The following is a 22,674-nucleotide window of genomic DNA, read 5'->3' on the forward strand; positions in this document are numbered from 1 at the left end:
CGCGGCGGGCCCGGCGGTCCGAAGTGGACGGCCGGGCCCGGCGCGGACAGGGGTCAGGTGGTCGCGGTGGGCAGGTCGCCGACCGGGCAGTCGGTCACGCCCACGGTGTCGCGGGTGATCGCCTCGACGTTCTCCTGGGCCTTGGTGGCGTCGTTGACCCAGGTCTTGTAGAAGTCGAACGGGCAGTCCGCGACGCCCTTGTCTCCGTCGCCCGCGGCGTGCACGCCGGTGTAGCCCCGGTGCAGGAGCTTGAACAGGTGGTTCTGCGACTGGTCGAAGTGGCGCGCGTCGCGGATCGCGGACACCGACAGCTGGGCGTACTGGATACCGTACTCCTCCTCGCCGGTCTCACCGAGGGTGCGGCCGTCGAAGCCGATGATCGCCGAGTGGCCGAAGTACGAGTACACGCCGTCGAACCCGGCGGCGTTGGCCACCGCCACGTAGCAGTTGTTGGCCCACGCCATGGCCTTGGCCATCAGCACCTGCTGGTCCTTGGCCGGGTACATGTAGCCCTGGCAGCGCACGACGAGTTCCGCGCCCTTCATCGCGCAGTCCCGCCAGATCTCCGGGTAGTTCCCGTCGTCGCAGATGATCAGCGAGACCTTGAGCCCCTTCGGGCCGTCCGTGACGTAGGTGGTGTCGCCGGGGTACCAGCCTTCGATCGGGCACCACGGCAGGATCTTGCGGTACTTCTGCACGATCTCGCCCGCGCTGTTGATCAGCACCAGGGTGTTGTACGGCGGCTTGTGCGGGTGGTCCTCGTGGCGCTCGCCGGTGATGGAGAAGACGCCCCAGGTGTCGGCTCGGCGGCACGCCTCGGCGAAGATGTCGGTCTCCTCGCCGGGCACGGACGCGGCGGTCTCGAACATCTCGCCCGGGTCGTACATGATGCCCTGGGTCGAGTACTCCGGGAACACCACCAGGTCCATGCCGGGCAGGCCGGTCTTCATGCCCACCACCATGTCCGCGATCTTGCGCGCGTTGTCCAGCACCTCGGCCCTGGTGTGCAGCCGGGGCATCTTGTAGTTCACCACCGCGACGCCGACGGTGTCGGGACTGGCGGAGATGTCACCGTGTCGCATCAGCTCTCCTTGGCTAGAACGGGTTGGGGGAGGATCGACGCGCGCGACGCGAGCACGGCGGCCAGCGCCACCAGCGCCGCGGCGAGCACGGCCGCGAGCACTCCGGTGCCGGTGTCCGAGCGCAGCGAACCGGTCATCGCGAGGAACGCGGGCAGCGTGCAGGTCGGCTGGCTCAGCAGCACCACCACCCACCCGGTGAACCGGGTCAGCCGCTCCCGGCCGAGACCGAACACCAGGAAGAACAACGCCCACAGCAGGGCCCACGCCAGCCAGATGACGGCGAACACCGGATCCCCGTTGCGCAGCAGGGAGATCCCGGCGTACACCACCGCCGCGCCCGCCACGAACAGCGAGAACCAGCCGATGCCCTCGGGTTCGAGACCGGCCAGGGTGCCGATGCCCACGTAGAGGTAGGTGAAGCCGAACAGGTAGAGCCCGGACGCGGCGAGCACCGCGTCCGCGTTCCCGCCCGCCTGGATGATCAGCACGGTCGGGGTGACGCACTGCAGCGCGCCGACGAACAGGTTCAGCGGCGCGGCGGCGCGGGCGGGCACCCGGCCGAGCAGCACCAGACCGTTGAGCAGCAGCACGGCACCGACGTAGAGCAGGCCGACGTCGCCCATCGCGCCTCCCTATTAGCACCACTTGTAATATTTTCAAGTGAAGGTAAATGGCCGTGCGAAGCCCGTCAAGGGGCCCTCGGGTTTCAGCGGCCGGGGTGCAGCCGGGTGATCACGTCGAAGTCGTAGCCGTCCGCGACGGCCAGGTGCACGTACTGCTCGGCCTGCGGCCCGTGGAACTCGACCGTCCCGCGTGGACCGTGGTAGGCGACGCCGTCGATCGCGGCGTTCAACTCCGGCAGGCCGGCCGTGCCCGCCCGCCGCACCAGGCTCGCCAGCGTGCGCAGCCCCTCGTAGCAGGACTCCGCCGCGTTGTTCAGGGCCGGCGCGGTCGGGCCGTGCAGGCCGACGTAGCGGCCGAGCAGGTCCATCGCGTCGGCGTTCACCATGGACCGGAAGTACGCCGCCGACACGAACAGGTTGCGCGTCGCGTCGCACCCGCTGGCCAGCAGCATGTTCTCCTCCATCAGCGGGCTGAACCGGACCAGCCGCTCGTGCAGGCCGCGCGCGGCGAAGCGCCGGTTGAACTCGACCGCGTCCTGGCCCACCAGCAGCATCAGCACGCCGTCGCACGGCGACCGCTCCACCTGCGCGATCACCCGGCTCATGTCGCCGGTGCCCAGCCGCACGAACGCCTCGCCCGCGATCCGCAGGTCGAGTTCGTGCGCGTACCGGCGCACCGCCGCGGCGGAGGTGTGCGGCCACACGTAGTCGTCGCCGACCACGAACCAGTTCCGCGCGCCCACGTTGTCCCGCAACCACTCCAGCGCCGGCGCGAGTTGCAGCCGGGGCGTCTCGCCGCAGCAGAAGATGCCCGGCCGGCGTTCGCCGCCCTCGTAGAGCGAGGTGTAGATGTAGGGCACCCGCCCCGCCACGACCGGCGCGACCGCGTTGCGCACCGAGGAGATGTGCCAGCCGCTGACCGCGTCCACCCGGCCGGTGCCGACGAGGTCCCGCACCCGCGAGGCCACCCGATCGGGCGCGTCGCCGCCGTCGACCACCTCGACCGAGACCTCGCGGCCGAGCAGGCCGCCCTCGGCGTTGAGTTCGCGCGCGGCCAGGTCGGCGATCGCCTCGCAGGACGGTCCGAACAGACCGGCCGGACCCTGGAGGGGGATCACCAGGGCGACGCGCCAGTCGGCGCGGGCTCGCGAGGCGACTCCTGCCATCCGGACAACTCTCGACCCTGGGCTATTACTTTCACCTGGAAGTCTTACAATCGGTGGCAAGTTCCGCAAGAGGGAGGGTCCGTGGGCGAGCCGCTGACCAGAGCGCTCACCAGGGCGGTCCGCACGGTGACCGGCCACGTCGAGCAGGTGCTGCGCCCCGAGGGCCTCACCCTCGACCAGTGGCTGGTGCTCGCGGCGCTGGCCGAGGAGCCCAACCTGACCATGACGGAGCTGACCGCGCGCACCCCGGCCAGCGGCCCCACCGTGACCAGGGTGGTGGACAAGCTGGTCAGCACCGCGGCGGTCTACCGCGAGGTCGACCCGGAGGACCGGCGTCGGGTGCGCGTCTACCTGAGCCCGCGCGGCCGGGCGCAGCACAAGCGGCTGGCGGTGAAGGTGGCGGAGGTCGAGCGCGACCTGCTCGGCCAGTCGGACGCGACCGTGCTCGAACTGCTGCACCGCCTCGCCGAGAGCTGACCGGGCACCCGCGGCCGCGCGGTGGCCGGACTACCGCTCAGGCGCTCGCCGCAGCAGGTCCTCCACGACGGCGGCCCGGGGGTCGTCCAGTTCCCGGAAGGTGTCCAGGGCTTCCTCCCACGCCCGGCGCGCGAGGTCGGGCCGGTGCTGGGCGGCGCGGACCTGCCCCAGGAACAGCAGGTTCTTGGCGACGTCGAACCGGGCGTCCACGGAGCGCAACTCCGCCTGCGACTCCTCGGCGTGACCCGCGGCCTCGGCCAGGTCGCCCAGGCCGAACCGGGCTTCGGCGAGGTTGCCCACCGCGACCGCCCAGTGGTAGCGCCGGCCCAGCGAGTGGAACAGCTCGCGCGCGACCCGGCCGTGGGTGAGGGCTTCCCGGTGCCGGCCCGCCATCCGGTAGCAGTCGCCGAGGTTGAGCGAGTACATGGCCACGTCGACCGCGCTCCCGGCGGTGCGGGCGTGCGCCAGCGCCCGGCGCAGGTAGGGGATCGCCTGCTCGGCGTTGCCGCCGTTGACCAACGTGAGGCCGATGTTGTTCAGGCACACCGCCGCCTTGGCCGGGTCCTGGTCGGGGCGGCAGACCGCCAGGGCGTCCTGGTAGGAGGTCAGGGCCCGGTCCAGGTCGTCGACCGCCAGGTACGCACCGCCCAGGCAGTTCGCGGCGTGGAACCGGGCCACCGGGTCGCCGAGCCGCTGCGCGCAGGACACGCCGAGCCGGCCGACCTCCAGCCAGTCCGCCTTGCGCTGCCGGGTCCGGAAGAACCCGTAGAGCAACCAGGACAACCGCCAGACGTCGTCGTCCCAGCCGTGCGCGGCGAGCCACCGCACGGTCTCGACCAGGTGGCCGCGCTCGGCCTCCACCCAGTCGAGCGCGGCGGTCTCGTCGGCGAAGGCGGGCCAATCCGGGTCGCCGGAGTTCGGGTCCACGACCTCCGCGATGCGGGGGCTGTGCATCACCAGGTCACGCGCCCGGCCGGTGACGACCAGGTACATGTCGACCAGCCGGCGCAGCGCGGCGCGGCGGGAGGCTTCCGCGACGTCCCGGGCCAGTTCGGCCGCGTAGGCGTGCACGAGGTCGTGCATGCGGAAGCGGTCGGGCCGGTGCTGCTCGACCAGGTGCCCGTCCTCCAGCTTCCGCAGCAGCGCGCGGGCTCCGGCCGCCGGCACGCCGATGAGGCACGCGGCGGCGGAGAGACCGATGTCGGCGGCCGGGGCCAGACCCAGCCGGACGAACGCTCGGGCCGCGTCAGGGTCGAGCGCCCGGTAGGACCACGACAGCACCGAGCGGACGTCGGTGCCGGGTTCCGTGCCGGCCAGGCCGTCCAGGTCGCCGTCGGCCTCGCGCAGTTCCGCGACCACCGCGCGCAGCGGCAACGCGGGCCTGGTGGCGGCGCGCGCGGCCACCACCGCCAACGCCAGCGGCAGGCCGGCGCAGCGGGCGATGATCTCGGCTACCTCCGCCGGCTCGTCCGCCGTCCGCTCCCGGCCCAACCGGGCGGCCAGCAGCTGTTCCGCCTCGGCCGCGCCGAGCAGGTCCAGCGTGAGCGAGTGGGCGTTGTTGCCGGCCACCAGGCTCGTCAGCTGGTTGCGGCTGGTGACCAGCACCAGGCAGCCGGCGGTCCCGGGCAGCAGCGGGCGCACCTGGTCGGCGTCGCGCGCGTTGTCCAGCACGACCAGCAGCCGCCGCCCCGCCACCAGGCTGCGGTAGAGGCCGACCTGGGCGTCGAGACCGGTCGGGATGCGCTGCGGTGCCGCGCCGAGCGCGTCGAGGAAACCGCGCAGCGCCTCGTCGGGCGCCACCACCGAGCCGCCCGCGTCGAAACCGCGCAGGTCGGCGTAGAGCTGCCCGTCCGGGAAGTGGTGCGCCACCTGGTGCGCCCAGTGCACCGCCAACGCGGTCTTGCCGACCCCCGCCGTGCCGGAGACCGCCGAGACCACCACCGCGAACGGCTCGTCGCCGGCCCCGGACAGCAGCGCGTCGAGCCGGGCCGACTCGTCGGCGCGCCCGACGAAGCCGACGAGGTCGGGAGGCAGTTGGCGGGGCAGCGGACCCGCCGACGGCTCGGACGACGCGCCCGCCGCGGCGGACAGCAGCGCGTGCCGCTCGTCGGGTGCCAGGCCGAGCGCGGCGGCCAGCTGCCGGACCGAGACCAGTTGCGGGTTGTCGCGCTCGCCGGTCTCGATGCCCCGGATCGTCCTGATCGAGACCCCGGACCGCTCGGCGAGCCGCTCCTGGGTGAGCCCGGCGCGCCGGCGGTAGTGCCGCAGGGTGCCGGCCAGTTGTTCCCCCATGGGGACATTCGTACCAGTCCGGACCGGTCACCGATGGCCGGTCCGCGACCTGTTCCGGGCGGTCGCGCCCGAGCAGCATGGTCGCTGCCCGTTAGGGCGAGGTTCGACCAGGAGGGGGACGCGACGGTGTCGACCGGAAACGGCAAAGCGGCTGCGGGGGTAGCGGTGATGGGCAGGAAGAGTCTGGTGGTGGTGTTCTCGTTGGTGATGATGGCGATCACGGGCGGGATGGCGCAGGCGGCCGGGACCGGCCAGGTCGGCGTGCAGGAAGTCCCGGGTTGCGTGACGTTGGCGAACGGGCGGCTGTGCATCACGACCACGCCGGTGAACCAGCAGGGTTCCGTGCGGGTGACCTACCAGAAGAAGTCGGGTGGGTCGTTCTACGGGCACCTGGAGTGGGTGAACCCGGCCGGCCAGACGTTCAGGTCGCCGGACATCACGATGTCGGCGGGCAACACCTACTACCACACGTGGCCGACGTGGGTGGGTGGCGGTTGCAACCGGGGGGTCGTCTACAACGCGACCGCCCACGAGTCGAGCCCGACGACGCCGCTGTGCATCTGAGCAGCGCCGGCGGGTGACCGCGCAGGGCGGGCGGTCCCGGGCGACACCCCGGGGCCGCCCGCCCTGCGCGGGCGGGGTCAGGAGAAGTCCAGCACCAGCCGGCCGCGCAGTCCGCCGGCCTCCAGCAGGCGGTGCGCCTCGGCCGCATCGGCGGCCGGCAGCACGCGCGCGACGTGCAACGTCAGCGTGCCCTCCTCGACCTGGCGGCGCAGCGCGTCCAACCGGTCGGTGTCGGTGATGCGGTCGCTCACCATCACCGGGCGCACGCGGACACCGCGCTCGGCCGGGCCGGGCCACCCCCGCAACTCGGCCACCGTCCCGCCGTCCGCGACGGCGGGCACCACCGCGGTGGTCTGCACCGAGCCGTCCACGAGGCCGGGAACACCGGCGGGCACCAGCGCGCGGATGCGCGCGGCGACGTCGTCACCGCGCTCGACGACGTGGTCGGCCCCGAACCGGCGCACCCGTTCGACGTCGTGCGGTGCGGCGTCCGCGATCACGGTCAGCCCGTCCGCCTTGGCCAGCTCGACCGCGTAGCCGCCGACCGCCCCTGCGGCCCCGGTGACCGCGACGACCCCGCCGGGCGGGACGGCCAGCACGTCCAGGGCCAGCCGCGCGGTCATGGCGTTCATCAACAGGGTCGACGCGGCGGCGAAGTCCACGCCCTCCGGCGCCGGCACGACCGAGGCCGCCGGGACCACGACCTGCTCCGCGTACGCGCCGCCGTGCGCGTCGGTGAACCGCACCATGGCGATCACCCGCTGCCCCGGTGCCAGCCGGTCGTCGACGCCGGGCCCGACCTGGTCGATCACCCCCGCGGCGTCCATGCCGGGCACGAACGGAGGTGGCCGGTCGGCCATGCGCACGGCGTGACCACCGTTGCGCAACATGACGTCGGTCGGGTTCACCGCCGCCGCTCGAACCCGGATCCGGACCTCGCCGGGACCTGCCTGGGGTTCCGGCAAGTCCAGCAGGCGCAACACTTCCGGCCCACCGTAGTCGTGGACGCCAACAGCCCTCATGATCGAGTGCAACCGGTCTGGCGGGCTCCGCATTCCCGTTCCGGGAGCGGTGGGGGTGCGAAGATGTCTCGCGCCCCGGGGCGCGGGACGGAAGTCGCCGAGTCGGACGGGGTGGGCGCTGTGATCGGGAAGTGGGCCGAGCGCGCGCTCGTGGGCCGTCACTACCGGGAGTTCGGGTTCGACTCGGTGCACCTGGACGACCTGGTGGGGGACTACGGCGAGTCGACCGCCGTGGAGGTCGGGTTCCGGCTGTTCGACGAACTCGTGGTCGCCTGTCGCCCGCTCGCCGCCGAGACGATGGCGATGTTCGTCGTGGTACTGGCCGACGAGGGCGGTCTGAGCCTGCGCGCCCCCGAGCCCGAGGACGTCGGCACCGAGTGGGACCACGTCACGCCACCCGAGTTCTACCTCCGGACCAGGTCGGCAGCGCTGACCCCTTACGTCGTGGAGGAGTACAAGAAGCCCTATCCGGCAGGCGTCCGCACCGCCCCGTACGGGCGGTACCACACGTACTACCGGTCGCACCGCCAGGACGACGGCGTCGAGTTCACCCGGGCGCTCTACGTCGAGCACTATCCGGAAGTCTGACCGGACGCTGGGGCCTCTCACAGGCCGTTGAGATATCTCCAGAGCCTTGTGGGACATCTCCAAGATGGCTAGGTTTCGTGTCGACGGACTCGCGACTTCGTTCACCCGGCGAGGAGCCACCCATGATCGACATCACGGTCAAGGTCCCCGACGACCGCGTTGCCGAGTTCTACTCGATGTACGGTCGCTGGCTGGCCGAACCGGCGATGCCGGCCGGCTCGTCGGCGGACGGGCCGGCGGCCTGGAGTCCCTCGGACGGCGAACTCGCCGAGGTGGTCTGGGGGAGGCTCAGCGAGAAGGCCAAGGCCCTGTTCTCGATCCTGATCGACGAGCCCGGGGCCAGGTTCAGCGGCGACGAACTGGGCCTGCTGCTCGACCTGCCCAACGGCAAGCACGGCGTAGCCGGGATTCTCGGGTGGCCGGGCCGGCACTGCCAGGCGGTCGGGCGCGCGTGGCTGTGGGCTTGGGAGTACCCCGAGGGCGAGAACGTGCGCTACTGGGTGACCGCCGAGGTCGCCGACCTCTTTCGACGGGCACGTGCGAGCTGACGACGTCTCGACGTGCCGCCGGTCAGGCCCGGTCGCCGCTGAGCCCCGCACCTGCCTCGAACGAGCGGAACTCGGCGAGCAGTTACCGCGCCGGCCGGGATCCGGGGTCGAACCCGCCTCTCCACTCCTGCCCGACCGCCGACAGGACGAGCGCGCCGGGGCAGCGGAAGCAGAAAGCGATCTCGAAGAGGATCCCAGGACGCCACACCGTCCGGCCGGGCGGCGGACGTCGGGCCCGCCCGGTCCGGTGGCGGTCGGCGTCGAGGTGGTTCGGGCGGTCTTGTCCTTTGTGGACCGGCTGTGCACCGGTCGGCACGACAAGACCGCACCGAACACCCCACGTGCGCCGTGCGGACGGGCGTCAGCCCGCGATCTCCCGCCAGCGGGCGTGGCGTTGCCGTTGCACGACCGGGTCGGCGACCGGTGCGGCGGCGATCAGCCTTGCCGTGTAAGGGTGTTGTGGCCTGGTGAGGACGTCGGCCGCCGGGCCCTGCTCCACCACCTCGCCGCCGCGCAGCACCGCCACGCGGTCGGCGAGGCGTTCCACCACCGCCAGGTCGTGGCTGATGAACAGGCACGCGAACCCCAACCGCTCCTGCAACGAGCGGAACAGGTCCAGCACCCGCGCCTGCACCGACACGTCCAGCGCGCTGGTCGGCTCGTCGGCGATCAGCAGCGCCGGTTCCAGCACCAGCGCGCGGGCGATACCCACCCGTTGCCGCTGGCCGCCGGACAGCTCGTGCGGGTAGCGCGACCGCAGCGACACGTCCAGCTGCACCAGTTCCAGCAGCTCGTCCACCCGCCGGTCCGCGTCCACGTCCCGGGGGTGCAGCAGCAGCGGCTCGGCGATGGTGCGGGCGACCGTCGCCCTGGGGTTGAGCGACGACGTCGGGTCCTGGAACACCACGCCGACCCGGCCTCGCGCGGCCCGGCGCTCGGCGCGCCGCGACTTCGACAGGTCCCGCCCCGCCACGACCACGCGGCCGGACGTGGGGGAGCGCAGCCCGGTGATCACCGACGCCAGCGTGCTCTTGCCCGAGCCGGACTCGCCGACCAGCCCCAGCACCTCGCCGGGCTCGATGTGCAGGCTCACCCGGTCCACCGCGCGCACCTCGGACAGCCCGAAGCGCCCGCCGTACACCACCGTCACGTCGTCCACCACCAGCGCGGCCCGCGCCGAGGGCACGGCCGGGGGCAGCGTGGACACCACGGCCTCGTCCTGCGGCGTGAGCGACAGCACCGAGGACAGCAACTGCCTGGTGTACGGGTGTTGCGGCCGGGCGAACAGGTCGAGCACGTCGCCCTGCTCGACCACCTCGCCGTCCTTCATCACGGCCACCCGGTCGGCCAGCCCCGCCACCACGCCCATGTCGTGGGTGATCAGCAGGATCGCCACGTCCAGCCGGTCGCGCAGGTCGCGCAGCAGGTCGATGATCTCGGCCTGCACCGTGACGTCCAGCGCGGTGGTCGGCTCGTCGGCGATCAGCAGCGCGGGCTCGCACGCCACGGCCATCGCGATGACCACCCGCTGGAGCTGGCCGCCGGACAGTTCGTGCGGGTAGGCGCGCAGCCGCTTGTCCGGGTCGGGCAAGCCGACCATCTCCAGCAGCTCCACCGCGCGTCGCCGGGCGCGCGAACGGGTCCACGGCCGGTGCGCGCGCACCGCCTCCACCAACTGGTCGCCGATGGTGAACACCGGGTTGAGCGCGCTCATGGGTTCCTGGAACACCACGCCGACCCGGCCGCCGCGCACGGCGCGCAGCTCGGCCGGGCTCATCCGGTAGAGGTCCTGCCCGGCCAGCAGGGCGCTCCCGGACAGCACGGCGGTGTCGGGCAGCAGTCGCAGCAGCGACATCGCCGTCACGGTCTTGCCGGAGCCGGATTCGCCCACCACGGCGAGGACCTCGCCGGCGGTCAGGGACAGCGTGACGCCCTTGACCGCCGGCCGGTTCCCGCCGCCGAACTCCACCGTGACGTCGCGCAGAGCCAGCAGCGGTTCGCTCACGAGGTCAGACCGACCTGGAGGTAGTTCGGGTAGGCCGGGAAGTCCGCGATGTAGAGGTTGGTGACCTTCGACCCGCGCAGGAACGAGTTGCGGGTGTAGATCAGCGGCACGACCGGCGAGTCCTGGAGCACCCGCTTGTCGATGGCGGCCCACTTGCGGCCGGCCTCGACCGGGTCGACGGTGGCCTGCGCGGCGTCGATCAGCTTGTCGACCTCGGCGTTGCGGTAGCGGGCCGTGTTGTACCCGCCGCTGCCGATCTCCGAGGACGCGAACAGCGGCTGGAGGTTGGCGTTGGCGCTGGGGAAGTCGGGCTGCCAGGAGGCCAGCGTCAGGTCGTACTTCGGGGTCGCCGAGACGCTGGTCTCCTCGGTGTAGGCGTCGCCGTCGAGGGTGCGGATGTTGCTCTGGATGCCCGCGCGGGCCAGCGACGCCTGGAGCGCCTGCGCCTTCTCCGCGCCGTTGTTGGTCTTGGTCACCAGGAAGTCGAGGTTCTGCAGGCCGTTGGGGAAGCCCGCTTCGGCCAGCAGCTTCTTGGCCTTCTCCGGGTCGCCGGCGGGCGGGGCCGGGAACAGGTCGAACTTCTCCCGGCCGGTGATGCCCTCGGTGATCAGCGTGGTGGCGATGTCACCGGCGAGCTGGGCGTTGCCCGAGGACGCGATCTGGAACGAGGTCTTGTCGACCGCGTACTGGAACGCCTCGCGCACCTTCGGGTTGTCCAGCGGAGCCTTCTCGGTGTTCAGCGCCAGGTAGGCCAGTGCGCCGGACTTCGAGGTGACCACCCGGTCCTTCGCGGAGGGGTTGGCGGTCAGCTGGGCGAGCTGGGCGGCGGAGACGAACGACGCGCCGAAGGCGAACTTGTCGTCGCCGGAGTCGGCGGTGAGCCGCTGGGAGACCACGGACGCGTCCTGGCCGAGCTGGAACACCACCTCGTCGGGCAGGCCCGCGCGCACCTGGTCGGTCTTCTGGTCCCAGTTCGGGTTGCGGGTCAGCCTCGCCTCGACGCCCTTCTGGTACTTGGCGAGCTGGTACGGCCCGGAGGCCACCGGGTGCTCGGCGTAGTCCGGCTCCGCGCCCTTGCCCTTGGGCACCGGGGCGAACGCGGGCGTGCTGACCACCCACGGCCAGTCGCCGTACGGCCGGACCAGGTGGAACCGGATGGTCTTGGCGTCCGGGGTCTCGACGCCCTTGAGCTCCGCGCCCTCGAACGGGCCGCGGTAGTCCGCGCCGCCTTCGAGCAGCTGCTTGTGGTAGCCCAGGCCGCCGGAGACCGAGGGCGAGAACGACCGCTCGACGCCCCACTTGACGTCCGCCGAGGTGATCGGCGTGCCGTCGCTGAACTTCAGGCCCTCCTGGAGGGTGAACGTCCAGGTCTTGCCGCCGTCCTCGGTCTTGCCGACGTCGGCCAGGTCGGGCACGACCTTGGCCTGCTCGCCCGGCTTGTTGTGCCACGCGGTCAGCCGGCGGTGCACCAGGGCCAGCGAGGTGACCGCGAGGTTCGCGCTCTTGGCGGGGTCGAAGTTGACCGTCTGCCCCTCGGACAGGATGCGCAGGGTGCCGCCGCGGGTCGCGGCCGCCTGCCCGGCTCCCTGCGGCTGCTCGTTGGCACCGCAGGCGGTCACGGCCAGGGCCCCCGCCAACGCGGCGGCCACGGCCAGGCGACTTCTGGTCATTCTGGTCTCTCCTCGGGGTGTTCTTCGCACCGGTTCTCGTGGAGCCGGGGTCGTTCAGGACAGGCGGGCCCGGGGGTCGAGCGCGCCGTAGCAGAGGTCGACCACGACGTTGGCCGTGACGATGAGGAAGGCGGCGAACAGCGTGCAGCCCAGCAGCAGCGGCAGGTCCCGCTGGCCGACCGCGTCGATCAGCAGCCCGCCCAGGCCCGGCAGGCCGAACACCCGCTCGGTGACCACCGCGCCGCCGAGCAGCGCGCCGAGGTCGACGCCGAACACCGTGACGACCGGCAGCAGGACGTTGCGCAGCGCGTGCTTGCCGATCACCTTGGTCTCGGTGAGGCCCTTGGCCCGCGCGGTGCGGATGTAGTCCTCGCCGAGCGTGTCCAGCATCTGCGCGCGGGTCAGCCGGGTGTAGACGGCGGCGTGCGAGAACGCGAGCACCGCCCACGGCAGCGCGAGCCGCCACGCCCAGTCGACCGGGCTGGTGGTGAACGGCACGTACCCGCCCACCGGCACCACGTCGAGGGTGAACCCGAACAGCAGGATGCCCAGCAGGCCGACCAGGTAGACCGGCGCGGACACGCCCGTCACCGAGGACGCCAGCGCGATCCGGTCCCACGCGGTGCCCCGGCGCAGCGCCGCGACCACACCCGCGCCGACCCCGGTGACCAGCCACAGCACCGCCGCGCCGACCGCCAGCGAGACGGTCACCGGCAGGCGTTCGCCGATCAGCGTCAGCACCTCGGTGTTCTGCGCGAACGAGTAGCCGAAGCACGGCGCGTCGCAGCGGATCGCGGTCGGCCCGGTGCCGAACGTGCGGCCGGTGAACAGGCCGCCGACGAAGTCCAGGAACTGCCGCCACCACGGGTCGCCGTAGCCCATGAACTCGCGGGCCAGCGCCAGGTTCTGGTCCGTGCACGGCCGGCCGCACGCTTGCAGCGCCGGGTCGGCGGGCACCAGGTAGAACACCGCGTACGTGCTCAGCGCCACCAGGAACAGCACCAGCACGGCCCCGGCCAGCCGGGATCCGACGAACTTCGCCGTGCTCATCAGCGCAGCACCGCCGTCCGCGGGTCGAGGGCGTCGCGCAGGCCGTCGCCCAGCACGTTGAACGACCAGGTGGCCAGGAACAGGGCCGCGCCGGGGAAGACCAGGAACATCGGGTCGGTGGCCACCCAGTCGATCGCGGCGGCGATCGCGCGGCCCCAGCTCGGCGTGGGCGGCGGGATGCCGAGCCCGAGGAACGACAGCGCCGCCTCCAGGCCGATCTTGCCGGGGATGGACAGCGTGGAGATCACGATGATCGGGCCCCACAGGTTGGGCAGCAGCTCGTGCCGGAACACGTGCGCCGGTCCCGCGCCCAGCGACCGCGCGGCCGAGACGAAGCCGCGGGTGCGCAGGGTGAGCGTCTGGGAGCGCACGATCCGGGCGATCGAGGGCCACCCGAAGAACCCGATGACCACGACCAGCAGCAGCGGGCGCGGCACGTCGCCGGGCACCACGGCGGCCAGCGCGATCATGAAGACCAGGTAGGGGAAGCCGAGGATGACGTCCGCGGTCCACATCACCACCCGGTCCAGCGCGCCGCCGAGGTAGCCGGCCGTCGCGCCGAGCAGCACGCCGAGCAGCAGCGACAGCGCGGTCGCGGCCAGGCCGATCAGGAACGACGTGCGGGCGCCGTGCGCGACGATCGCGAACAGGTCGCGGCCGGTCAGCGGCTCGACGCCGAACCAGTGGTCGGCGCTGACGCCGCCCAGCGGGCCGGCGGGCGCGCCGGTCGCGGGGTCCAGCGCCTCGGTGCGGTACGTGTAGGCGTCCTGGCCCTCGATGGCGGTCCACAGGTCCGCGCCGATGGCGAGCAGCGCCAGCAGCGCGATGGTGACCGCGCCGGCCAGCGCCCAGCGGTCCCGGCGCAGCATCGAGCGGACGGCGGACCAGGACGAGCGGACCGCCGGGGCGGAGGGGGATTCGGGCACGTGAACCTGACTTCGGGAACGGGTGAGTGCCGATCACCTTAGGTCGCTCGGCATTGGTTCGGACCTTCTCCCAGTAGTTGGGAAATGTGACGGAGGCCGCCTCATTTTTCGCTGTCCGCGCGGAATTCGCCCACGCGGATCATCCACAGTGGAGTGTCGGGGTGCGACATTACCGCCTCGCAGCGGAGTCGGCCGGCCACGCTGTGTGCTATGGCGGTTGACCGGCTTCGCCGGCCTGTGCCAGCATCCGGACCAGGGGTCGAGAGGCGCTGCGACGGACCGGGGTCCGCCACGCTCGACCTCGACCACCGGCTGTGAAGGGCGCCTCCGTTCGACAGGAGGCGCGCATGTCCACTGTGGTGGGCCGGGTCGCGGCACTGCACCGGTACCCGGTCAAGTCGATGGCGGGCGAGCCGCTGGAGCACGCCGACGTGGCGTGGCACGGGCTCGCGGAGGACCGGCGCTGGGGGTTCGTCCGGGACGGGCAGGTCCGCAACGGCTTCCCGTGGCTGACCCTGCGGCAACGCCCGGACCTCGTGCGCTACCGGCCGCGCCTGGCCGACCGGACGGTGGTCGTGCGCACGCCGTCGGGCGTCGAGTACGACGTGGCCGACCCGGCGCTGGCCGAGGAGCTGGGCGGCCGGCCGATGAAGCTGGACCGGGGCGCGTTCGACTCCGCCCCGGTGTCGCTGATCACGGCGCGCAGCGCGGCGGCGGTCGGCGCGGCCGACGAGCGCAGGTTCCGGCCGAACGTGCTGGTCGACGCCGAAGGGGAGTTCCCCGAGGACGCGTGGGTCGGCGGGTCGGTCGCGATCGGCGAGGTCGTGCTGCGGGTGGACCGGAAGGACCGGCGCTGCGGCGTGGTCTCGGTCGACCCGGACACCGGTCGGCGCGATCCCGCCGTGCTGCGGGCGATCGCCACCCAGCACGACATGACCCTGGGCGTGTACTGCACGGTGGTGGTGCCGGGGCGGGTCTCGGTGGGGGACCGGGTGGTGCTGGTCACGGACCGCGCGCGGGCGTACGCCTGAGGGGCCGTCCGCGCGCCGGCCCGCCCCCGGTCAGCCGATGTCCGCGCCGTACACGTGCTCGACGGCGATCGTGATCAGCACCCGGCGGTCGGAGACCATCACCGCGCGGTACTCGTCCCAGTCCGGGTGCTCGCCGCCGGCCGCGCGGTAGTAGGCGACCAGGGCCTCGACCTCGGGGCCGTGCGGGTCGGTGGCCGGGCCGGTCAGGGTGGCGGTGCCCTCGGCGGTGGCCCACCTGCGGCCGTCGGCGCTGGTGACCTCCAGCGCCGTGCGCGGGTCGCGGCGCAGGTTCGCCGTCTTGGCCAGACCCTCCCTGGTCGAGACCAGGACGGTGCCCGCCTCCCGGTCGTAGTGGGGCGTGACGGGTGACAGTTGCGGACGGCCGTCGGACTTGATCGTGGCGAGGACGCCGAGACGGCTCTCGGCGAGCAGTGCGCGGGGGTCGAACGACGAAGTCATGCCCCCATGATCGACGTGCGCACCCGTGCGGGGTCAAGCCGGGGTCCCGCCGCGACGCGACGGGACCCCGGACCCCGCCCGGGGGCTACGTCCGGGCCTCGACCTCGGCCCGGGGCGTCACCCGGCGCAGCATCGCCGCCGAGACGATGCCCAGCAGCAGCACCGCGATCGGCAGGATGAGCGTGGTCCGCGCGGCGTCGGTCAGCCCCGCCTGCACGGCACCCGACGCGAGCCGCCCGGCCAGCGCCGCCACGTCCGGCGGCAGGCCGGGGATCGCGGCCTGCCCGCTGCCGGAGCCGAACTCGCCCGCGCCCGCCGCCGCGTTCGCGATCGCCTCGACGAACGGCGCCCGGTACTGCTCGGGCAGCTGCGCCGCCGCCGTCGCCGCCTCGTCGCCGATCGACGTGCTGATCCGGGCCTGGAGCAGCACGCCGATCGCCGCGCTGCCCAGCACGCCGCCGACCTGCCGGGAGGTGTTGAAGATGCCGGACGCGGTGCCCGCCAGCTTCGGCTGCACGCCGTTCATCGTCAGGTTGCTCATCGGCGAGAAGATGCAGCCGATGCCCGCGCCGCACACCAGCAGCGCCGGGATGAACGTCCACGGGTTGCTGTCCGGCCGGGCCTGCAACGCGATGATCCCCATGCCCACCGCGAGCAGCGCCAGGCCGCCCATCACCAGGTACCGGCCGTCCACCCGGTCCGAGGCCCGCCCGACGAACGGCGCGATCACGCCGGACAGCAGCGACATCGGCGCGGTGAGCAGGCCGGCCATGGTCGGGCTGAGCCCGAGCACGGTCTGGATGTAGATGATCAGCGGCAGGAACATGCCGGTCATGGTGAAGCCGACGGTGGCCGCGGTCAGGGTGCCGGCGGAGAAGTTCCGGTTGCCGAACACCGCGAGCGGCATCAGCGGCTCGCGCTTGTTGAAGCGCTGCCACAGCACGAACGCCACCAGCAGGACCACGCCCGCGCCGATGATCTCGAAGATGGTGATCCCGCCGGAGACCGTGCCCCAGTCGTAGTGCTCGCCGTTCTGCACCCCGAACACCACGCAGAACAGCCCCGCCGCCGACAGCACGATGCCCAGCACGTCGAACGAGTGCGAGTGGCGCGGCTGCCAGTCGGGCACCAGCAGCAGGGTCAGCACGATCGCGACCACGCCGATCGGCACGTTGACGAAGAAGATCCACTCCCAGCCGAAGTGGTCCACCAGCACGCCGCCGAGCAGCGGGCCGGTGATGGTGGCCAGACCCGCGACGCCGCCCCACATGCCCATCGCCGCGCCGCGCTTGGCGGGCGGGAACAGGTGCGTGATGAACGCCAGCGTCTGCGGCGTCATCAGCGCGGCGCCGAGGCCCTGCACCGCGCGGGCGGCGATGAGCATCTCGACGTCACCGGACAGGCCGCACCACAGCGACGACGCGGTGAACACGACCAGACCCGCCAGGAACACCCGTTTGGGGCCGAACCGGTCGCCCAGTCGACTGGTGAACAGCATCGGCACGGCGTAGGTCAGCAGGTAGACGCTGATCACCCACACCACGGAGTTCAGCCCGGTGTTCAGCTCGCGCAGCATGTCGGGGACCGCGATGGACACGATGGTGGTGTCCAGCAGGATCATGAAGAAGCCCAGGCAGAGCGCTCCGAGCGCGGCCCACGGGTTAGCTTGTCTTGCGTTCATGGTTTTCCTTGGCGATGAGGCTGAGCGTGGGCTTGCATTCCTGGAACGGGATCCGGCCGGTGCGCAGGTCGTCGATCAGCTGCTCGGTCCACGCGAGCTCGAACGCGCGCTGCGCGGTGGCGAACCGCCAGTCCAGCCAGTAGACCGGGGGCGTGCCGTCGTTCTCCAGGCCGGCCAGGACGGTCTGGTCGGACGCCTGCATCGCGCGCAGCTTGAGCACCCGGTGCTCCAGTTCGACCAGCGCGATGTCGCGGCCGAGTTCTTCCACGACGGCCAGTCCGCTCAGGTAGAGCGGGAACTCCTGCGCGACGTCGCCGAGCAGTTCCCGGCCGCGCTGCTCGAACGCGTCCCGCCCGCTGTCGGTCATCGCGTACACCGTGCGCTCGGGCCGGCGGCCGTCGCGGCGGGTGTCGACCACCTCGATGTGGCCGTTGGCCTGGAGCCGTTCGACGGTGTGGTAGAGCGAGCCGGCGCGCACCTTGACCCGCGTGTCCACGTAGCGCTCGCGCATCAGCTGCGCCATCTCGTAGGGGTGCATGGGCTTTTCGTGCAGCAGCTCCAGCACCGCCACCCCCAGTGGCGTCAACTTGGCCGCCATCCGCCCGTCCCTTCCAACCCACTTCGATTATTCCGCGTGGACTATACGACGCGGACTAAGCGTGCGCGAGGGTCGGTGGCCGGGAGCACAGTCCTACGGTGACCCGCCTCCGGGCCGTCCGCACCTCGGGCCGCGGGTTCCCGGCGGGTCGTTGAACCTTGTAACACCCGTCGTCGGGTTTCCGAAGTCCGGACCATGAAGCGCGTGCTGCTGCTCTTACCGGTGTTGGTCGTCGTCGGGGCCTGTGGTCACGAGGTGGCCACCCAGGACGCCGCCGTGGCGCAGACCACGACCACGTCGACCTCCACCACGACGACGACCACGACCCCCGAGACGACCACGGCCACGACCACCACCAAGAAGTCGAAGAAGACGACGGACCGCGAGGAATCCCCGTCGTCCAGCCGAAGTTCGTCGAAGACCACGAAGACGACCAGCCGGTCCTCGTCCCGCTCGACGCCCTCGTGGGACGGCGTCCTGCCCGGCCTGTGGCGCGCGCCGCAGCCCGGCGGCGGCGAGGAACTGTGGAACTTCAACGGCGACACGCACGGCGTGACCTGGAACTTCTGGCCCCAGGGCATCGGCGTCCGCAACCCCCTGAACAACGGCGTGCCGGCACCGGTCAACATCGGGTACCGCTACAAGGTCAAGGGCGACACCCTGACCGTGAGCCGCCTGGCGAGCAGCACCGACCGCGTCTACGAAGACCTCCGCCCGGTCGGCTCCGACTGCTTCTCCGCGAACTTCCGGGGCGACCGCATCAAGTTCTGCCGCTACACCGGCTGACGGACCCGGCGGGCCTCACAGCGCGACGACGACCACCAGCGTCCGGGGACCGTGCACGCCCTCGACCCGTTCCAGCTCGATGTCGCTGGTGGCCGACGGACCGCTGATCCACGTCTGGGTGCGCACGCCGGCCGTGACGCCGACCGCGCCCGGCACGTCGGCCACGATCCGGTCCCTCGGCACGACCACCAGGTGGTAGTCGGGCAGCAGGGTCAGCGCGCGCGGGCCCTGGTCGGGCGCGTCGTGGTCCAGCACGATCGTGCCCGTCGCGGCCACCGCCACGTGGCAGCCGGTGACCACGGCGTCCGCCGCCGCCACCGACGACGTGCGGACCTCCACCGGCACCCACTGCCCCGGCACGCCCGGCGGGGCCACCACGGCGGACGCCCCACGCGCGCGCAACGCCGCGACCACCGTCGCCGGCACCTCGGCGGCGGGCACCACCAGCACCTCGGCGCGGTAGTCGCGGACCCGTTCGGCGAACAGGTCGACCTCGCCCGGCCCCCGGGCCCGCAGGTAGCCGCGGGGCACGACGGGGACGGCCGGGCGGTCGGCGAGCGCGCGGGAGACGCGGGCCAGGATCTCGGCGCGGGCGCTGCTCATCGGGACTCCCACCAGTCGCTGAACGTCTGCCGCGGCGGCCGGGGCAGGTCGCGCGCGTCGGTCCACGCCGACAGCGGCGGGGGCAGCCGGCCGATCCGGTCGCGGCGGCGGCCCAGCACCCGACCGAGCCGGCCCGCGCGCAGCACCCGCCGCCACCGCGTCGCGTCCGACATCGCCCACGCCACCGCGCGCATCGCCGCCGACTCGGCGGTCACGCCCTTGGACTCGGCGACCTTCTCCCGCAGGTGCACCAGCATCGACGGGATGTCGATCGCGACCGGGCACACGTCGTAGCAGACACCGCACAGCGACGACGCGAACGGCAGCGTCGCGTTGTGCTCCACGCCGGTGAGCTGGGGCGACAGCACCGCGCCGATCGGGCCGGGGTAGACCGACCCGTAGGCGTGACCGCCGGTCCGCTCGTAGACCGGGCACGAGTTCAGGCACGCCGAGCACCGGATGCAGCGCAGCGCCGCCCGGCCGCCCGGGTCGGACAGGGTGGCCGCGCGGCCGTTGTCCACCAGCACGACGTGACCGGTCTGGCCCTCGGTCGGCCCGGTCCACACCGACGTGTAGGGGTTCATCCGCTCGCCCGTGGACGACCGGGGGAGCAGTTGCAGGAACACCTCCAGGTCCTGCCAGGTCGGCACCAGCTTCTCGATGCCGACCACGCTGATCAGGGTGCGCGGCAAGGTCAGGCACATCCGGCCGTTGCCCTCGGACTCGACCACGACCAGCGCGCCGCTGTCGGCCACCGCGAAGTTCGCGCCGGACACCGCCACGTCCACGGTGGTGAACTTGTGCCGCAGGTACTTGCGCGCCGCCTCGGCCAGCGCGCGCGGGTCGTCGGTCAGCCCGGGGTCCACGCCCGGCATCTCGCGCCGGAACAGGTCGCGGATCTCGGCGCGGCCCTTGTGGATCGCGGGCACCAGGATGTGGCTGGGCCGGTCGTGGGCCAACTGGACGATCAGCTCGGCCAGGTCGGTCTCGACCGCCCGGATGCCGGCCTCGGCGAGGGTCTCGTTGAGCCCGATCTCGGCGGTGGCCATGGACTTGACCTTGATCACCTCGCGGCTGCCGGTCGCCCGCACCAGGTCGGTCACGATCCGGCTCGCCTCGGCGGCGTCCCGCGCCCAGTGCACGGTGGTGCCGCGCTCGGTGAGGTTCGCCTCCAGCCGCAGCAGGTGGGTGCCCAGGTCGGCCAGCACCGAGTCCTTGATCGCCGCCCCGGCGGCGCGCAGGTCGGCCCAGTCGGGCAGCTCCGCGACGACGGAGGCCCGCTTGGCGCGGATCGTGCCGGTGGCCTTGGTCAGGTTGCGCCGCATCTGCGCGTCCTGGAGGCCGGCCCGCGCGGCGACCGGGAACGGCGGCCCGCTCAGCGTCGGCATCCCGAGGAACGTCACCGCGCCACCTCCACCGGCCGGTCGGCGGTGCTCGCCAGCACCTGCGCCAGGTGCAGCGGCCGGACCCCGGCGCGCAGCCGGCTCAGCCCGCCGCCGATGTGCATCAGGCACGACGAGTCGCCCGCCGTGAGCACCCGGGCGCCGGTGTCGAGCACGGCCCGCATCTTGTCCGCCAGCATCGCGGTGGACGTGTCCGCGTTCTTGATCGCGAACGTGCCGCCGAACCCGCAGCACGTCTGCGCGGCCGGCAGTTCGACCAGGTCGATGCCGCGCACCTCGCGCAGCAGCCGCAGCGGCCGGTCGCCCACGCCCAGGACGCGCAGCGAGTGGCAGGTGGGGTGGTAGGTGACCCGGTGCGGGAAGTACGCGCCGACGTCGGTCACGCCGAGCACGTCGACCAGGAACTCCGACAGCTCGTAGGTGCGCCCCGCCACCCGCTCCGCCTCGTCGCCCAGCCCGACCTCGCCGTGCGCGCGGGCGACCTCGGCGTGCTGGTGGCGGACCGAGCCGGCGCAGGAGCCGGACGGCGCGACGATGACGTCGGCGTCCGCGAACGCCTCGACGTGGTTGCGCACGATCGGCAGCGCCTGCCCGGCGTACCCGGTGTTGACGTGCATCTGGCCGCAGCAGGTCTGCCCGCGCGGGACGACCACCTCGTGGCCCAGGCGTTCCAGCAGCGCGACGGTGGCCTTGCCGACCTCGGGGAACAGGCCGTCCACGAGGCAGGTGACGAACAGCGCGACTCTCACGGGTCCACACTAGACTCTGTGGTCCGACCACACCAGCGCTGTGGTCGGACCACACGGAGGAGGCGTCGGTGAACGGCTACGCGGCCGTGCTGCGGCACGTGGAGGAGCAGCTGGCGTCGGGACGCCTGGGCGTCGGCGGGCAGCTGCCCGCCGAACGGCAGCTCGCCGGGGAACTCGGGGTCAGCCGGCCCACCGTGCGCGAGGCGATCCGGGTGCTCCAGGCCCTGGGCGTGGTGCGCAGCGGCGTCGGCTCGGGGCCGGACGCGGGCACCATTGTGATCGCCGACCCGGCGGGCGGCCTGGGCACCGCGCTGCGGCTGCACCTGGCCACCCGCCGACTGCCGCTGGCCGACCTGGTCGGCACCCGGGTGATGATCGAGAGCCACTCGGTGCGCGCCGCCGCCGACGTCCGGGACCGCGCCGACCTCGACCGCGCCGCCGCGCTGCTCGACCTGATGGACGACCCCGGCCTGGACGCCGTCGCGTTCCACCGGCTCGACGCCGATTTCCACGTGGCGCTCACCGCGGCGGCGGGCAACGCGGTGAACACCGCCGTGATGGCCGGCCTGCGCGACGCCATCCACACCACCGTGCTCGACGCCGTCGCCGCGCTCCCGGACTGGAACCGCACCGCCGCAAGGCTGCGCCGCGAGCACCGGGGAGTGCTGCGGGCCATCCGTGCCGGAGACGGCGACACGGCGGCCAAACGCGTCACCCGGCACGTCGAGGGCTTCTACCGGGAGTGGGCGCGGCACGCGGGCCCGGCCTGAACCGCGCCGGTCACGGCAGGAACCGCCGGAGCCGGACGGTCCGGGCCGGCCGGGCGCGGAGGCCCTCCAACAAACCGTGCACCGCGCCGTGCGCACGGGCCTGCACCAGCACGTTGCCCAGCGCGGTCGCCTCCACCGGCCCGGCCGTCACCGGCAGCCCGGACAGCTCGGCGGTAAGCCGGCGCAGCAGGTCGTTGCGCGACCCGCCGCCCACGACGTGCACCACCTCGACGTCCACCCTGGTCAGCCCGGCCGCCTGCCGCACGGTCCGCGCGCACGCGCCGGCCGGCGAATCCAGCACGCAGCGGGCGAGCGCGGCCCGCGAGACCGGCCGCTCCCGGCCCGAGGCGGCCACCGCGTCGGCGATCCGGCGCGGCATGTCGCCGGGCGGGACGAACGCCGGATCGTCCACGTCCACCCCGCCCTCGTTGGTGAAGCCCGCCCGCCGCGCGTCCTCGGTGAGCACCGGCCGGGGCAGCGCCACCCCGGCCGGCGACCACGTGCCGCCGGAGACGTAGGCGAACGGCCGGTCCGCCGGCACCGCCACCACCGCCGACGCGGTGTCGTGCGACCCCACCGAG

The 22,674-nt window shown here is 72.9% G+C and carries 23 protein-coding genes; 7 read left to right on the forward strand and 16 right to left on the reverse strand.

Translation table 11 applies throughout. The features are described 5' to 3' along the window. Window positions 1-53: 53 nt before the first annotated feature. The 3 genes from AC0HI0_RS10780 to AC0HI0_RS10790 form a co-directional block, all read right to left on the reverse strand. Window positions 54-1,082, reverse strand: a complete 1,029-nt coding sequence (locus tag AC0HI0_RS10780; protein ID WP_480932162.1) for an aliphatic amidase — start codon at window positions 1,080-1,082, stop codon at window positions 54-56. Beyond that, window positions 1,082-1,705, reverse strand: coding sequence for an AmiS/UreI family transporter (locus AC0HI0_RS10785; protein WP_480932163.1), 624 nt, complete (start codon window positions 1,703-1,705; stop codon window positions 1,082-1,084). Before AC0HI0_RS10785 ends, AC0HI0_RS10780 begins: the two co-directional genes overlap by 1 nt. An 83-nt stretch (window positions 1,706-1,788) precedes the next feature. Next, complete coding sequence (locus AC0HI0_RS10790) at window positions 1,789-2,871, reverse strand: substrate-binding domain-containing protein (protein ID WP_480932164.1); 1,083 nt, start codon at window positions 2,869-2,871, stop codon at window positions 1,789-1,791. An 81-nt stretch (window positions 2,872-2,952) separates the two neighbouring features. On the opposite strand from AC0HI0_RS10790, the gene AC0HI0_RS10795 reads away from it, so the two are divergent. Further along, window positions 2,953-3,348, forward strand: a complete 396-nt coding sequence (locus tag AC0HI0_RS10795; protein WP_480932165.1) for a MarR family winged helix-turn-helix transcriptional regulator — start codon at window positions 2,953-2,955, stop codon at window positions 3,346-3,348. A 30-nt stretch (window positions 3,349-3,378) separates the two neighbouring features. Here AC0HI0_RS10795 and AC0HI0_RS10800 read toward each other — a convergent pair whose 3' ends face one another. Then, window positions 3,379-5,640 (reverse strand): ATP-binding protein, encoded by a 2,262-nt coding sequence (locus AC0HI0_RS10800; protein ID WP_480932166.1) that lies wholly within the window; start codon window positions 5,638-5,640, stop codon window positions 3,379-3,381. Between the two features lie 168 nt (window positions 5,641-5,808). On the opposite strand from AC0HI0_RS10800, the gene AC0HI0_RS10805 reads away from it, so the two are divergent. After that, on the forward strand, window positions 5,809-6,204 hold the full coding sequence (locus AC0HI0_RS10805; RefSeq protein ID WP_480932167.1) for a hypothetical protein: 396 nt from the start codon (window positions 5,809-5,811) through the stop codon (window positions 6,202-6,204). A 77-nt stretch (window positions 6,205-6,281) separates the two neighbouring features. Here the strand turns inward: AC0HI0_RS10805 and AC0HI0_RS10810 are convergent, their stop codons facing one another. Beyond that, window positions 6,282-7,187 (reverse strand): alcohol dehydrogenase catalytic domain-containing protein, encoded by a 906-nt coding sequence (locus AC0HI0_RS10810; RefSeq protein ID WP_480932168.1) that lies wholly within the window; start codon window positions 7,185-7,187, stop codon window positions 6,282-6,284. Between the two features lie 159 nt (window positions 7,188-7,346). Between AC0HI0_RS10810 and AC0HI0_RS10815 the strand changes: the two genes are divergently transcribed. Further along, entirely contained in the window at window positions 7,347-7,814 is a 468-nt protein-coding gene (locus tag AC0HI0_RS10815; RefSeq protein WP_480932169.1) for a hypothetical protein, read from the forward strand. Window positions 7,815-7,936: 122 nt separating this feature from the next. Further along, window positions 7,937-8,362 carry a DUF6416 domain-containing protein gene (locus tag AC0HI0_RS10820; protein ID WP_480932170.1) on the forward strand — a complete coding sequence of 142 codons (426 nt, stop codon included), beginning with the start codon at window positions 7,937-7,939 and terminating at the stop codon, window positions 8,360-8,362. 361 nt (window positions 8,363-8,723) lie between these two features. On the opposite strand, the gene AC0HI0_RS10825 is transcribed toward AC0HI0_RS10820, so the two are convergent. From AC0HI0_RS10825 to AC0HI0_RS10840, 4 genes are read right to left on the reverse strand one after another with little or no spacing between them, the layout of a single operon-like run. Beyond that, window positions 8,724-10,367 (reverse strand): dipeptide ABC transporter ATP-binding protein, encoded by a 1,644-nt coding sequence (locus AC0HI0_RS10825; RefSeq protein WP_480932171.1) that lies wholly within the window; start codon window positions 10,365-10,367, stop codon window positions 8,724-8,726. Then, window positions 10,364-12,037 carry an ABC transporter substrate-binding protein gene (locus tag AC0HI0_RS10830; protein WP_480932172.1) on the reverse strand — a complete coding sequence of 558 codons (1,674 nt, stop codon included), beginning with the start codon at window positions 12,035-12,037 and terminating at the stop codon, window positions 10,364-10,366. Before AC0HI0_RS10830 ends, AC0HI0_RS10825 begins: the two co-directional genes overlap by 4 nt. Window positions 12,038-12,091: 54 nt before the next feature. Continuing rightward, the gene (locus AC0HI0_RS10835; RefSeq protein WP_480932173.1) at window positions 12,092-13,087 is read right to left on the reverse strand and encodes an ABC transporter permease; all 996 of its coding nucleotides are present in this window, start codon (window positions 13,085-13,087) and stop codon (window positions 12,092-12,094) included. Continuing rightward, window positions 13,087-13,956, reverse strand: coding sequence for an ABC transporter permease (locus AC0HI0_RS10840; RefSeq protein ID WP_480934280.1), 870 nt, complete (start codon window positions 13,954-13,956; stop codon window positions 13,087-13,089). Before AC0HI0_RS10840 ends, AC0HI0_RS10835 begins: the two co-directional genes overlap by 1 nt. Window positions 13,957-14,360: 404 nt before the next feature. Between AC0HI0_RS10840 and AC0HI0_RS10845 the strand changes: the two genes are divergently transcribed. Continuing rightward, entirely contained in the window at window positions 14,361-15,044 is a 684-nt protein-coding gene (locus tag AC0HI0_RS10845; protein ID WP_480932174.1) for an MOSC domain-containing protein, read from the forward strand. A 30-nt stretch (window positions 15,045-15,074) separates the two neighbouring features. Here the strand turns inward: AC0HI0_RS10845 and AC0HI0_RS10850 are convergent, their stop codons facing one another. From AC0HI0_RS10850 to AC0HI0_RS10860, 3 genes are all read right to left on the reverse strand, one after another. After that, window positions 15,075-15,503, reverse strand: coding sequence for a PPOX class F420-dependent oxidoreductase (locus tag AC0HI0_RS10850; protein ID WP_480932175.1), 429 nt, complete (start codon window positions 15,501-15,503; stop codon window positions 15,075-15,077). Between the two features lie 85 nt (window positions 15,504-15,588). Then, on the reverse strand, window positions 15,589-17,184 hold the full coding sequence (locus AC0HI0_RS10855) for a DHA2 family efflux MFS transporter permease subunit (protein ID WP_480932176.1): 1,596 nt from the start codon (window positions 17,182-17,184) through the stop codon (window positions 15,589-15,591). Further along, window positions 17,165-17,782 carry a PadR family transcriptional regulator gene (locus AC0HI0_RS10860; protein WP_480932177.1) on the reverse strand — a complete coding sequence of 206 codons (618 nt, stop codon included), beginning with the start codon at window positions 17,780-17,782 and terminating at the stop codon, window positions 17,165-17,167. Before AC0HI0_RS10860 ends, AC0HI0_RS10855 begins: the two co-directional genes overlap by 20 nt. Window positions 17,783-17,986: 204 nt before the next feature. Here AC0HI0_RS10860 and AC0HI0_RS10865 point away from each other — a divergent pair, with 204 nt between their 5' ends. Continuing rightward, window positions 17,987-18,568 (forward strand): hypothetical protein, encoded by a 582-nt coding sequence (locus AC0HI0_RS10865; protein WP_480932178.1) that lies wholly within the window; start codon window positions 17,987-17,989, stop codon window positions 18,566-18,568. 15 nt (window positions 18,569-18,583) lie between these two features. Here AC0HI0_RS10865 and AC0HI0_RS10870 read toward each other — a convergent pair whose 3' ends face one another. The 3 genes from AC0HI0_RS10870 to AC0HI0_RS10880 are packed head-to-tail and all read right to left on the reverse strand — an operon-like array spanning window position 18,584 to window position 21,323. Then, a complete protein-coding gene (locus tag AC0HI0_RS10870) occupies window positions 18,584-19,171 on the reverse strand; it encodes a LutC/YkgG family protein (RefSeq protein ID WP_480932179.1) in 588 nt (195 codons plus the stop codon). Beyond that, window positions 19,168-20,559 carry a LutB/LldF family L-lactate oxidation iron-sulfur protein gene (locus AC0HI0_RS10875; RefSeq protein WP_480934281.1) on the reverse strand — a complete coding sequence of 464 codons (1,392 nt, stop codon included), beginning with the start codon at window positions 20,557-20,559 and terminating at the stop codon, window positions 19,168-19,170. The genes AC0HI0_RS10870 and AC0HI0_RS10875 overlap by 4 nt, the downstream gene beginning before the upstream one ends. 11 nt (window positions 20,560-20,570) lie before the next feature. After that, window positions 20,571-21,323 carry a (Fe-S)-binding protein gene (locus AC0HI0_RS10880; protein WP_480932180.1) on the reverse strand — a complete coding sequence of 251 codons (753 nt, stop codon included), beginning with the start codon at window positions 21,321-21,323 and terminating at the stop codon, window positions 20,571-20,573. A gap of 68 nt (window positions 21,324-21,391) precedes the next feature. Here AC0HI0_RS10880 and AC0HI0_RS10885 point away from each other — a divergent pair, with 68 nt between their 5' ends. Then, on the forward strand, window positions 21,392-22,093 hold the full coding sequence (locus AC0HI0_RS10885; RefSeq protein ID WP_480932181.1) for a FadR/GntR family transcriptional regulator: 702 nt from the start codon (window positions 21,392-21,394) through the stop codon (window positions 22,091-22,093). 10 nt (window positions 22,094-22,103) lie between these two features. On the opposite strand, the gene AC0HI0_RS10890 is transcribed toward AC0HI0_RS10885, so the two are convergent. Next, on the reverse strand, window positions 22,104-22,670 hold the full coding sequence (locus AC0HI0_RS10890; protein WP_480932182.1) for an FGGY-family carbohydrate kinase: 567 nt from the start codon (window positions 22,668-22,670) through the stop codon (window positions 22,104-22,106). Window positions 22,671-22,674 lie beyond the last annotated feature (4 nt).

This window comes from Saccharothrix sp. NBAS 001 (assembly GCF_056640475.1).